9 protein-coding genes and 1 tRNA gene are annotated in these 12,921 nt (G+C 64.0%); all 10 read right to left on the bottom strand.

Features of this window, described 5'->3' with window-relative positions; translation table 11 throughout:
• The coding region (locus KUL93_RS11690) for an AAA family ATPase (RefSeq protein ID WP_346731642.1) at positions 1 to 135 on the bottom strand (135 nt) is incomplete at its 3' end.
• Positions 136 to 226: 91 nt separating this feature from the next.
• Positions 227 to 448, bottom strand: coding sequence for a YgaP family membrane protein (locus KUL93_RS11400; protein WP_346731641.1), 222 nt, complete (start codon positions 446 to 448; stop codon positions 227 to 229).
• A 90-nt stretch (positions 449 to 538) separates the two neighbouring features.
• On the bottom strand, positions 539 to 3,856 hold the full coding sequence (locus tag KUL93_RS04150) for an efflux RND transporter permease subunit (RefSeq protein ID WP_217125834.1): 3,318 nt from the start codon (positions 3,854 to 3,856) through the stop codon (positions 539 to 541).
• A gap of 10 nt (positions 3,857 to 3,866) precedes the next feature.
• Positions 3,867 to 4,949, bottom strand: a complete 1,083-nt coding sequence (locus KUL93_RS04145) for an efflux RND transporter periplasmic adaptor subunit (protein WP_217125833.1) — start codon at positions 4,947 to 4,949, stop codon at positions 3,867 to 3,869.
• A 68-nt stretch (positions 4,950 to 5,017) separates the two neighbouring features.
• Positions 5,018 to 5,094: transfer RNA gene (locus KUL93_RS04140), tRNA-Pro, on the bottom strand.
• A gap of 147 nt (positions 5,095 to 5,241) precedes the next feature.
• Positions 5,242 to 5,559, bottom strand: a complete 318-nt coding sequence (locus tag KUL93_RS04135; RefSeq protein WP_217125832.1) for a DUF2149 domain-containing protein — start codon at positions 5,557 to 5,559, stop codon at positions 5,242 to 5,244.
• Complete coding sequence (locus KUL93_RS04130) at positions 5,556 to 6,116, bottom strand: MotA/TolQ/ExbB proton channel family protein (RefSeq protein ID WP_217125831.1); 561 nt, start codon at positions 6,114 to 6,116, stop codon at positions 5,556 to 5,558. The genes KUL93_RS04135 and KUL93_RS04130 overlap by 4 nt, the downstream gene beginning before the upstream one ends.
• 39 nt (positions 6,117 to 6,155) lie before the next feature.
• Positions 6,156 to 6,410 carry a hypothetical protein gene (locus KUL93_RS04125; protein ID WP_217125830.1) on the bottom strand — a complete coding sequence of 85 codons (255 nt, stop codon included), beginning with the start codon at positions 6,408 to 6,410 and terminating at the stop codon, positions 6,156 to 6,158.
• A 130-nt stretch (positions 6,411 to 6,540) separates the two neighbouring features.
• On the bottom strand, positions 6,541 to 10,464 hold the full coding sequence (gene cobN / locus KUL93_RS04120; RefSeq protein WP_217125829.1) for a cobaltochelatase subunit CobN: 3,924 nt from the start codon (positions 10,462 to 10,464) through the stop codon (positions 6,541 to 6,543).
• A complete protein-coding gene (locus KUL93_RS04115) occupies positions 10,464 to 12,719 on the bottom strand; it encodes a TonB-dependent hemoglobin/transferrin/lactoferrin family receptor (protein ID WP_217125828.1) in 2,256 nt (751 codons plus the stop codon). Before KUL93_RS04115 ends, cobN begins: the two co-directional genes overlap by 1 nt.
• Positions 12,720 to 12,921 lie beyond the last annotated feature (202 nt).

Genomic DNA, 12,921 nt, shown 5'->3' with positions numbered 1-12,921 from the left:
GAAGTAGTGGGTGCCGCTTTCGATGAGGCGCAGCGCATACGGGGTCTTGTCGACGTAGTAGTAGGCGTCGTGCTCGCGGATTTTCGCAAAGGTCTGGATTCCAATAGGGAGTTTGCGGCGCTCCCTTTTGACCACGGCGTTTCTCCTTCCGGTTGCGATCACACCATAAAGATCGCCAGTGGCAAAGATACCCCAAGGGGCGCCGCTTCGCCAAACGCTCTTTCTCTCAGCGGCAACCGCCTGCGCTTTCAGGCACCCCGAGTTTGCGCAGAATGTTCTCGAGCGGGCAGAGCCCAGTGAACGCGCTCTGGAAGAGGTTCGCGCCCACGAAAGCCGTGAACCACAGGAAGTTCTTGCTGACAAAAAGGGGAGAGCCTTCCACGCCGAGCGCCAACGACAACAGCACGAAAAACCCGGCAAACGCACGGACCCACTGATTGACAGTCATTTGCTTCATTGCAGCCTCCTTGTTTTTGAACCAACCCATGTCCCAACAACCAAGCCCACCCGTTACCGCTTACGCGACGAAAGCATGGGGTCACGCCGCAGCAGCGGCCAGCTCGGCAACCCGTTTGCGTTTCGCCGCGTAAAACAGCATCGGAATCACCACGAGCGTCAACAAAGTGGAAACGAAGACGCCAAAGATCAAACTGATCGCCAACCCCTGGAAGATCGGGTCGTCCAAGATGAAGAACGCACCGATCATCGCGGCGAGCGCGGTAAGCGCAATCGGTTTCGCGCGCACCGCGGCGGAACGGATGATCGCCTCTTCGAACGCCATTCCCTGGCGAACCTGCTGGATCACGAAATCGACGAGCAGAATCGAGTTGCGCACAATGATCCCCGCCAGCGCGATCATCCCAATCATCGAGGTAGCGGTAAACTGCGCCCCGAGGAGTGCATGACCGGGCATCACCCCGATGATCGTGAGCGGAATGGGCGCCATGATAATGAGGGGCGTTCCGTAGCTCTTGAAGTGCGCGACCACCAAGAGATAGATCAACACCAACCCGACGGCGTACGCGGCGCCCATATCGCGGAAGGTCTCGTAGGTGACCTGCCACTCACCATCCCACTTCACCGCGTATTCCGCGTACGGATTCTTCGGTTGCTGGATGAACCATTCATTCAGCTTGCCGAAGAGACCGGGGCCGGAGAACGCCAGCCCATCGAGCGCCGCACGCGCGGCAAACATCCCGTAAAGCGGCGAATCGGTGCGACCGGCAACGTCGGCGGTCACATAGACGACAGGCAGCAGGTCTTTGCGGTAGATCACCTGCTCACGCGGCCGCTCGACCAGATCGACCAGCTCGCCGATCGGCACCAACTGCCCTTCGCGCGAACGGACCTTGAGCGCCAGCACCCGCTCGATGCGGTCTTTTTGCGCCGCGTTCATCTGGATACGCACCGGCACTTCGTACTGGTTGTTGCCCCCAAAGAGCGACGTGGCCGAATCTCCCGAAAGGGCGACCCGAATGGTCGAAACGATCTGCGCTTGCGCCACCCCGTATTGCGCCGCTTTCGCCTGATTGACCACCAGCACCAGTTCTGGCGCGACCTCTTCGATAGTGTCGTCGACGTCGACCACGTCGGGCGTCGTCTCCAACACCTGCCGAACTTGCCGCGCCACCGCGATCTGCCCTTCATAGCTCGGCCCGTAGATCTCAGCGACGATCGGCGAAAGTACCGGCGGCCCCGGCGGGACTTCGACCACTTTGGCAGTCGCCCCGTAGCGCGCCGCAATTTCCTGCACGATCGGGCGCGCGGCCATCGCGATCTCGTGGCTCTTGCGGTGGCGGTGGCGGTGGTCGACCAGGTTGATCTGCAGGTCGCCCATCTCCGGCATCTGCCGCAGGTAGTACTGCCGCACCAGCCCGTTGAAATTGATCGGGCTCGCGGTACCCGCGTACGCTTGCCAATCGCGCACCTCGGGGATCGCCGCCGCCAGCGCTTCGCCCATCTCTTGCAGCGCGCGGCTGGTCATCTCCGGCGGGGTGCCGAGCGGCATATCGACCACCACCTGGAATTCGCTCTTGTTGTCGAACGGCAGCATCTTGAGGATCACCGCTTGCACCACCGGTAGCGCCAGCGCCACCGCAATGAGCGCCATCACCGCAAGGCCCCAGGTGAAGCGAACCCACGCCCCGTATTTCGGGTGCATGATCGGGTTGAAGATGCGACGAAAGAGCCGGTCGAGCGCCGCGGTAATGCGATCGTCCTTCGTTTCGTGCGGGTGGGCGTCACCGGCTGAAGCACCGGCGTTCCCCATCCCGCCGGGGAGCAATTTGCCCGCGAGCCACGGGGTGACGATGAACGCAACGAGGAGCGAAAGGAACATGCCCATCGACGCATTGATCGGGATCGGGCTCATGTAGGGCCCCATCAGGCCGGTGACGAACGCCATCGGCAACAGCGCCGCGATCACGGTGAACGTGGCGAGGATCGTCGGCCCACCCACCTCGTCGACCGCGTGCGGAATCACGCGCCACAGCGGTTCCCCAGGCTTGAGGTGGTGCCAGCGGTGGATGTTCTCGACGACGACGATCGCGTCATCGACCAGAATGCCGATCGAAAAGATGAGGGCAAAGAGCGAAACGCGGTTCAAGGTGAAACCGTACGCCCACGAGGCAAAGAGCGTGGCCATGAGGGTGAGCGTCACCGCAACACCGACGATCACCGCTTCGCGCCACCCCAGCGTCAAGAGCACCAACACCACCACCGCACCGGTAGCAAAAATCAGCTTACCGATCAATGTATTGGCTTTGTCGGTTGCCGTCGCGCCATAGTCGCGCGTCACCTGCCAGGCGATCCCTTCCGGAATGATCTGGTTTTCCAGAAGCCGCATCCGTTCGACCAATGCATCGACCACGGTTGCGGCGTTCGCGCCCGGTTTTTTCGAGACCCAGATCGTCACCGCAGGCTGCGACGCGCCCGCGGGCATGCCCAACGTCTCCGCCCCGGCTTGCCCGGCGCCAAACCAGACGTAACGGCGTGGCTCGTCTGGACCGAGCGCCACCTCGGCAACATCGCGAAGATAGACCGGTCGCCCTTCGACGACGCCGACAACGATATTGGCGACATCTTCGACCGAATCGAAATACAACCCCGTGCGCACGAGCACTTCGCGGTTGTCCTGCGTGAGCATCCCGGCAGGCAGCGAGACGTTGGTAAGCGACAGTGCCGTTTTGAGCTCATCGACGGTGAGGTTGTAGGCGTTCAACCGCACCGGGTCGAACACCACACGCACCACCTGCCCCGGGCCGCCAATCGTGCGCACGTCACGTGTTCCTTCAACCCGTTTGAGTTCGAGCTCCAGCGCGTGCGCAACCCGCTCCAAGTCGTACCCGGCTCGTTCGGGATCGCGCGTAAAGAGCGTGAATGCCGCGACGGGAACGTCGTCGATCCCTTTCGGCTTGACGATCGGTTCGCCGACACCCAGGTTGGGGCTGAGCCAATCGCGGTTTGACATCACGGTGTCGTAAAGGCGCACGAGCGCGGTTTCGTTCTTCACGCCCACCTTGAACTGCACCGTGATCACCGCGATTCCCGGGCGCGAAACGCTATAAACGTGGTCGACGCCGGCGATGCGCGACAGCACCAGTTCCGCCGGCCGCGCGATGATCGCCTCGACGTCTTTCGCCGACGCGCCAGGCCAGGGGACCAGCACGTTGGCCATCGTCACGTCGATCTGCGGCTCTTCCTCTTTCGGCGTGATAACGATCGCGAAAAGCCCGACCAAGAAGAGGACGAGCGCGAGGAGCGGCGTAATGGCGTTGCGCTGGAACGTGGCCGCGGTGCGCCCCGAAATGCCGAGCGGGTTGCCCGTGGTTTCGCCAGGAAGGATCGGTTCGCGCATCACAGGCTCCTTACGACCGGTCACCGTCGCCGCGCGCCGCTTGTGCCGCGATCAATCCTGCTTTCACCGGGTCGAGCGCAACACGGTCCCCAGCTGCGAGCCCAGCCAGAACCTGAACGTGCGCCTCATCGACGCGATCCCCCAGGCGAACCTGGCGCAAGCGCCAACCGTTGGCGGTTTCGACATAGACTGCGGTCAATTCGCCACGCCGTAGGATCGCTTGCGTGGGCACGACGAGCCGTTCCCCACCCGCTGCGGAGATCTCCATTCGGGCAAACGTCCCGGGAACCAGCCCATCACCTGCGTCTGGCGGAAGATCGGCACGCACGGTCTGCGTCTGCGTCTTCGGGTCGACCGCGGGCAGCACCGTCACCGCAGTAGCGTTCCAAGCACGCGCTTGCCCGGGGACTTCGACGCGGGCAGCAAGCGGCTGCCCCAACGCGCGAATCCGCTCTTGCGGCACTTGCGCCACGGCGCGCAACGCGCCCGGCTGGTAGAGCAAGAGGAGCGGCTGCCCGGGCTGCGCCATGTCACCTTGGTTGACATACCGTTCTGCAACCACTCCGTCGAACGGCGCTTTCACTTGGGTATAAGCAAGCGCCGCTTCGGCGCGCGCCAGTTGCGCATGCGCCGCGTTGCGTTCCGCTTGAGCGGCGTTCAAAGCGGTGCGCGCCGAATCGAGACGCGATTCGCTGATGAACTTCTGGGCAAAGAGGTTCTGTGCCCGCTCCCATTCGGCACGCGCTTGCGCAAGGTTCGCGTCGGCCTGCGCCAAGCGCGCGCGTGCTGCGGCTACCTCTTGGCGCACCGCCGCATCGTCGAGCACGAAAAGAAGATCTCCCGCTTTGACCTTCGTACCCGAATCGACCCGCACTTCGATGACCCGGCCGGCAACCTCTGGCGCGACCCGCGCTTGCAAGACCGCTTCGATCACCCCTTCGGCAACGACCCGCTCGCGAACCGGTTGCCGTTCCACGACACCGACCGCAAGCGCCGCGTCACTTTGCGCTGCTTCTTGCGCGGTTTGCGCCCAAGCGCTTGCGGCCAAAAACCCGGCAACTCCCAGCACCAACACGCTTCTGAGTATTATCATTTTCTAATACTCCGTCGCCAAAAAAAGCCCCGTTTGGGACACCGATTGTGTTCGCTCTCTGGAGAAAATGGTCGGGGCGGCGGGATTTGAACTCGCGACCCCCTGCACCCCATGCAGGTGCGCTACCAGGCTGCGCTACGCCCCGACACCTTACGAATTATAGCATAGCACGCTGGTCACACAATAGCACCCAATGCAAGCTGTTTCCTGTGCGTCGGGTATATACCCAACAAAAGCGCACTGGGCTGCCCGCTGGAAAACCAATGCTGGCGGAACGGCGGCACAGCATGCCCTATTCCTTCCCCTCCGGCACATAGATAAACGATCCGTCCCGCATGCGGTAGGCGGTGCCGACCTTTTCGCCCTCGCCTTGGCCGATCGCACCGCTGGCCTTGTACCTTTCGATTTTCTCGCCCTTCTTGACGATCATCTCCATCGACGGTTTCCCGGCGTCGGTGATGACGGTGACGTCCTGCTTGCTGAAGGGGTTGAGCAGCGGGTTCTGCGCCACGGTGATCAGAAACGCGGCGATGATGACGAGGAAGATGTCGATGAGATTGACGACCGAGAGGATCGGGTCGTCGGATTCCGGTTCGTGCAGAAACTTCATGCAATGGCTCCCGCTTCAACTTCGTCGGCGATCTTACTATCGGCGACTTTCCCAACTGGCGGCCGCCGGTTGTGCGCCATCAGCCAGACCAACTCCTCGGCCAGCCAGCGGCGCTTCACGGAAACGATCCAGTAGGTAATGGCGGCCGCAATCAGCGCAAGGATCACCGCCGAGAACGCGACGGTGAGATTGTCCGACACTTGCGCAAGATTGCCGTCCGACAAGCCCTTGAGCGCCGGCCCCAACGGGATCATCGTCGCCACCAGACCGAGCATCGGTGCCACGCGCGTCACCATGCGTGGTAGTTCAAGCAGTTTGTGCGCCATCACGTCGAGGTCGTCGTCGCTGATGGCGGAACGCCCGCGCGCCCATGCGACGAGCGGGAAACCGCGCGGCGCATCGAACGAGATGGCAGTCTTACGGCGCTGCCACCATTGCACCGCGAAGGCACCGAGCGCATAGAAGGCGTAGATGAACATGACCGCAATGGCGACAAGCGTCGGAATCAGGAAGACCTGGGCGGTCTGGTACATCACGATTTCGAGCATCTGACTCATAGGGTTCTCCATTGGGTTGTTGAGATGAATGCGGCAGAACTACCACTTGCCCTCCAGCGCGAGCGGCCAGGTACGCTGGCCGGTCTCATGCGAGCCCAGTTGCCAAACGTCGGCGCCGCTGCGCGCCTCGGCGGTGCGGCGGCTATCCCCGTCGAGCAGGTTCTGCAGGGACAGGCGCAGGTTGAGGGCGGCGTCGATGCGGCGCAGCAGCTGGGCATCGAGCTGGCCGCGCGGGCGTGTCTGCGCCGCCAGTTCGCCCGGTAGGCGGCTCTTCGTAGGGCTGTTGCGCTGCAACTGGAAACCCCAGGTGGATTGTCAGGCCGTCCCGCTGCGCCCCCGCGCCGCCGCCGGTGGTGAAGCGCCGCAGTTTCTGATCGACGGGCATGGCGTGGTGGTTCACCGTCACGGGCAGCATAATCACGGCTCATACCGCCTCCCGCGCCTGCCGCCAGCCGCCGGCAACCAGCACGAAGCCGAGGACGAGCAGCACGGCCAGGGCCAGCGAAGGAGCGTCTGGCGGTAATTCGACCTTCTCGAGACGTATGCCCTCAATGGGCACAGCAGCGGCGGCCTCTGGCGACGGCTGAAAAGTCGGCGCTGGCGGGACGGCGGATGCCGGACCCGGCTCCTGATTGGAGACATCAGAGATGCCGTAGCCGACGAATTTCTCGAAGGCGGCGTTGTCGCTCTTCACGTCATAGCGGCGCGCCAGGTCCAGGTAGCGCTGCTTCAGTTCGGCAACCACCTTCGGGTCGGCATCCCAATATCCCTGCCGCGCGGCTTCGAGCATGCGCTCGATGATCTGCGCCAGCGCGTGCGGGTTGTGTCGTTCGAACCATTGCTGCAGGCCGAGATTGTGCTTGTCCTTCACATAGACGTCGACGAATTCCTGCCACTGATCGTCGCGTACGATCTCGCGCGCGGTAGCGGTCCAGCCCCAGAAGTTGTTCATGCTATCGAGCAACTGCAGGGTGCCGGCATAGCCCTCCTTCTGCAGGCCAATGATGTAGCCCGGATGGAAGTTGCGCGTGGCCAGTTCCCTGGCAAGGAAGCGCGCAGCGCCTTCGATCCTGCCACCGCCGCTGCCGCGTAGGTTGGAGATGTAGAGCTCCGGCGCCTTGCCGTCGAGGTAGCGCACCGCCAGACCGATGCCGCCGAGATACTGGAAGGGATCGTCGGTAGTAAGCATGCCGTAGGTGTTGGAGGTGCGCGAGAGCACGGCACCTTCGGTGCCTTTGAGGTGGGCAGCGTAGAGGTTGAGATCCTTGCCGCCAAGCTCGTCGCCGGTCTTGCCCCAGTCGGCCTCGTCCGGCCCGTAGGCATACTGCATGCGGGCGAGATAAAGCTGCGCGAGCTTGCGGTCGCCCTCGGCCTTGCCCTTCCAGGTGTCGGTGGCGAGTGAGGCGTCGTCGAGGCCGGTACTGTAGCGGCCAGTCTCGGAGGAGAAGATGCGCGTCTGTCCGGCGCGCTTGGCCGCTGCCGCATCCATTCCTTGCTTTTCTAGCTCGGCGGCGATGCGGCGGCTGTTGGCTGCGACAGGGTTATCGTCTTCCGGCGCCTCGGCGGCGAGTTGTGCCGCCTTGGCGAGCAGTTTCATGGTGGTGGGGAAATGGTCGCGGTAGAGGCCGGTGACGGAGAGCACGACGTCGACACGTGGCCGACCCAGCGCTTCTCGCGCGACGAGCTTCACGTCGGTGACACGCCCGCCGGCGTCCCATACCGGCTCGACGCCCATCAGCCACAGCGCCTGCGCTTCGAGAATGCCCTGATGTCGCATGGTTTCGACCGACCAGAGCGAGAAGGTGAGCTTCTTCGGCGCCGCGCCCTTGAGCTTGCGGTGCTCGGCGAGCAACTGCTCCGCCGCGTCCTTGCCGGCCTCCCAGGCCTGCTTGGTGGGCACGCGTGACGGGTCGAAGCCGTACAGGTTGCGGCCGGTCGGGTAGGCGTCCGCGTTCTTGATCGGGTCGCCGCCGTAGGATGTCGGAATGTAACGGCCTTCGAGCGCTGCCAGCAGGGCCGGCAGTTCGTTGTGGGCACCAATATCCGCATACCATTTCTTCGCTTTGTCGAGCTGTTCGCGCAGCGCGTCTGGCAGCGCGTCGGTCGGACGGCCTTCGACTAGGTGCGCGCGCAGCAGCCGGTAGGGCGCGGTCTCGGGGAGCTGTTCGTAGTCCGCGATCAGAGCTTCGTCGAGTTCGCCCTTGGGGGTGCCGGCCTGGGCGGCGGCGGCCTCCCAGAATGGACGACCGAGCATCAGCAGCACGGTGGCGAGCCGGTGTTTCTCATCGGGCGCGCGACCCAGTGTGTGCAAGCCGAGTGGCTGGACGGTTTCGGCCAGTTCGTGCAGGTGCTTGTGCAGCTCGTCGATGAAGGTTGGGAATTCTGCGGCCGCACGTTCCAACGTCCAGCCCATGTCGCGCTCGATGCGTTCCTGCTTCACAGCGGCAAGCAGGTCGGCTTTGATTTTCTCCTTCACCGCGCCCTCGTCCTGGTTGATCCACGCATGCAACAGGTCGTGAATGCGCGTCAACACGTCATGCAGGCCGGCCGGCCGGAAGGGCGGCGGCTGGTGGCTGAGGATCGTCGCCCGACCACGCCGCTTGGCCTGCTGCGCCTCGCCGATGTTATCGGCGATGTAGGGATAGACCACCGGCACGTCGCCGACGGCGAGCATCGGGTAGTCGAAAACCGACAGGCCGCGCTCCTTGCCAGGCAGCCATTCCTGCGTGCCGTGGGTGCCATAGTGCACGATCGCGTCGCTGCGGAATTTCGCGCGCGTCCAGAGATAGACGGCGAGATAGAAGTGCGAGGGCGGCGACTTGGTCGAGTGGTAGAGCGCCTTCTCCTTGTCCTCCCACTTCTCGCCACGCGGTGGCTGAGGCAGGATGACGATGTTGCCGATCTGGTAGCGCGGGATGACGAAGTAGTCCGTTCCGTTGCGCCGTATCGCCATCGCCGACTTTTCCGGTGGGCCGAACTTCTCCTCCAGCTCGCGGCGCACGGGCTCGGGCAGACCGGCCAGCCAAGCCTTGTATTCGGCGACCGGAAACAGTTCGGCCAGTCCACTGTGCAGCAGCGCATCGAGACGGCCATCGCGGTAGAACGGCGCCAGCAGTTGTTGCAGGATGTCGATCAGCACCGCCTCGGAGGGCGTCTCGGTCGCGTAGCCGGCGGCCTTCAGCGCAGCGAGCGTGAATTCGAGGCTGCGAGGCACGTTCATGAACGAGGCCGAGAGGTTCTTCTCGCCCGGCGGGTAGTTCCAGAAGAACACCGCCAACCGCTTGTCGGCATTCGCTTTGCGCTGCAGCGCGACGAGATTGAGCGCCTTGGCGACGACCGCGGCTGCCTGCGGCTCGATGGCGACGATGCGGTCGTTCTCCTTCTGCGTGGCGGCGGCGATCTGGATGTCGCTAATGCCGGCGAACTCGGCCTGGGCAAGGTAGAACGGCACGTCCATGAGCTGAACGCCCTGAGGGTCGGCCGCCCAGGCCGCAGCGTCCCCTTTGCGATAAGGCATAGCCTGGACGACCGGAATCCCCAGGCGCTCGAACTCGGCGCGGAGGCCTTCCGGATTGAGGACGATCTGTGTATTGATCAGTGCATGCGCCAGCGGCTTGCCGGCGGGCGCCAGCATGCGGGAAAGCCACTGCGGGTCGAACGCCGGCCCGTAGACCGGCAGCGCCACCGCGCCAGCGGATTCGATGCGCGCGATCAGGTTGTCGACGAACTCGGTCTGCATCGAGGCGATGTACTGCTGGTGCAGTGCGACGGCGATGACGGGTGCGTCAGCCGGCAGCTGCTTCCAGGCGAAATAGGCGGCACTGTCCGGAAACACCAGATCGGGGGCTCCGGGGTGGTAGACGCCGGTCTTTGGAAACACCACCGGTTCGGCGATGCCGACGAGCGGCCGGCCAGACAGATGCGCCGCGACGCTGGCGAAGAAGCCGTCGAAATTGGCGCGCCCGCCGCTGTTGTAGTAGGCGATCAGACGCTTCGCCAGCGCGTCCGGCAAACCATCCCAGGCAGGCCGCGCGTCGTAGAGCCAGAGGTGCGGCACCTTCAGCTCGGGAAGCGCGCGCGCCAGCCGTTCGCGCACGACGTCGATCAGGTAGGTGTCGAAGAACACCAGGTCGTAACCGCGGAACAGGCCGCCATCGACCTCGGCCGGCAGGCGATGCACGTAGCGTACTTCGACCTGCACGCCATGGGGCCGGGCGATTTCCGCGAGCAGGCGAAACTTGCCCGGCGGCACGTTGCCTGTGGCGACGAACAGAACGGTGGCTGCCTGGACGGCCGCCGCAGCGAACAATGCCGCCGCCGCGATCAGGAAGCGCAAAAAAAGCACCATCAGAAGACCCCCTGCAGGACCAGGCTCAGGCTGCGACCTGGCTGCGAGTAGAAGTCGACGCCGGCGGGATTGCGCGCGTCAGCCTGGCGGATGTCGCTCCATAGCCAGTATTTTTTGTCAAAGAGATTATTGACCGCGAGAGTAAGGCGTATGTCGCGGCTCGGCTTGAACCAAACTGAGAGATCGACAACCCCATAGCCAGGTGGACGAAACCAAATGCCGTTGCTATCATCCACGCGGTTCTTTTTGGTTGCTGCGCGCAATCGCACCTCCGCCCCCCAACTGCCAGCCTCGCGGACTAGGCCCAATGAGGCACGCAGTGGTTCGATGCTGTTGATCGGCCGACCAGATTCCTCGTTGGTGCCGTGCGCCCAGGCGATGCCGCCGTTGACGCGCCAGCCGGGCGCGAAGGTCCAGGAACCGCGCGCCTCGGCACCGTAGATGCGCACGCGCGAGCGGTTCACCGACTGGTTGGTGCGCCAGGGCGGAGCCGGTAGCACGCAATCCGAGTCACCCGGGCAGGCAAGCTGGACGGACTCGATGAAATTCTTGTAGCGGTTGTCGTAAACGGCGAGCTGCAGGCGGTGGTTTGCCGCAGTGCGGCGCAGACCAAGCTCGACGCCTAAGCTGGTCTCCGGCTTCAGGTCGGGATTCGGCACCACCGCGTAGCGCTGGCTCTCGTTGAGGAAGGCGCCGTTCACCTCCTCGTAGTTCGGCGCGCGGAAGCCGCGCGCGACCTGGCCGTAGGCCGACCAGGTGCCGTCCAGCCTCCAGATGGCGCCGAGCTTGGGCGACAAGGCGCTATGGGTTTTTTTCACCGCCTGGCGACCCAACTTGGTGAGCACCTGCTGGGCGAGTGCGTCCACTTCCGGCTGTAGCTTGGTGCGGTCGAAACGCAAGCCGGGAATCAGCGTCAGCCGGTCACCGGCCAGTCCGATGATCTCGTCCTGGACGAAGAGGCCGAGGGTGTCGGTGCGACCGATGGCGAAGTCGCGCAGGGGGTAGGTCTCGCCAGCCAGGGTTTTGCCGAAAAAGGCGCCGTTGCGCCAGATACGGACGTCGCGCATCTCCTTGACGTGCACGCGCGAGAGGTCGGCGCCGAAGGTGAACAGATGGGTCAGACCGCCCGCCTGCAGCAGTTTCTCGCCCTGCAGTCCGGCCCCCAGCGTCTCCTGCGTAAAGAAGAAGTCTTGCTCGATGTAACAGTTGTTGAGGCCGCCCGCAACGGCAGAGCAGGAGGCGCTGGTCGCGCTGCGGTTCTGGAAGTTGTAGTTCTTCGTTTCCGCATCCTGCCGGTAGAAGCGCGCCGTCAGACGGTCGTACCAGCCCGCGCCGGGCTTGTGCTCCCATTCGAGGCTGCCGCGTAGGCGCTCGCTGTTGTCGTCGCCGCGCATCATGGATACGCGCGGCAACGACGCCGGTAAGCGCAGGATGTCGGTCTCGACTGACTGCTTGCGTCCCTCGATCGTTGCCACCAGCTTGTGCCCGGTCGCCGGCTTCAGGACCAGCTTGGCGAGCAACCCCTCCTCGTGCGTCTTTTGCGGGTTCGGCTTGGTGCGCGTCGGCGAACTGCCGCCGACATCGCCCTGGTTGTCGAATTCCTCGCCCTTGCCGCGCGAGTAACCAACCAGCAGCTCCAGCGCGTCGTTGCGCAGCGCGCCGAGCACCGTATGCGTCAGGCCGTCGTTGGCGCCCGTATAGCTGCCGCGGTAGCGGAAGGTGCTGGTTTTTTCCGCGCCCAGCAGATCGGCAGGATCGAGTGTGACGAAGCCGACCACGCCGCCAATGGCATCGGAACCGTACAGGCTCGAAGACGGCCCGCGCACGACCTCGACGCGCTTGAGGAAGTCGGGCATCGCCGTGGGCGACGCGCTCATGGTGTAGTTGGTCGGCCCGCCGCCGTTGTAGTAATCAGGCAACCGCACGCCATCCACCATCTGGACCACGCGGTTGTCCTCGATGCCGCGGATGTTCACCCGTGTCGCGCCATGGCGGCGCAGGTCGCGCGGCATGGCGACGTCGGGCTCGTCGGCGAAGAGGTCGGCGGCGTCGATCGGCAGCCGCCGGTCCATCTCGGCGCGGTCCAGGCTGGTTACTGTCGCTGGCACGCTGTCCGGATCGGCCTCGACGCGAGTGGCGGTGACGACGACGGCCTTCAGCGCTATGTCGTCGGCGAAAGCGGCAGGCACTAGGCCGAGCAGGAGCGTCGTGGGTATCAATGCACGTTGGGCGGGCGGAAACAAAAGGTGTAGCATAGGACAGCCTCCATACCGATGGTTGAGTTGGCCGGCCGGCTGCCACGCCCCGACAACGGACAGGGCTGGAAGGCTGGCTAAAAGTCGGCGCCAGCAATACAACACTGCATCACGGCACGACTCAGACAAGGCGTTTCACACCAATCTATGCAAATGATAATAGTTATCGTTATTAGTGTCAACAAATTTTGCTGCTTTCCGC

Origin of the sequence: Hydrogenophilus thiooxidans, assembly GCF_019049855.1 — a bacterium.
GTDB lineage: Bacteria > Pseudomonadota > Gammaproteobacteria > Burkholderiales > Rhodocyclaceae > Hydrogenophilus > Hydrogenophilus thiooxidans.
The sequence above is the reverse complement of the archived record's forward strand: the minus strand, read 5'-3'. Positions and strand labels throughout refer to the sequence as shown.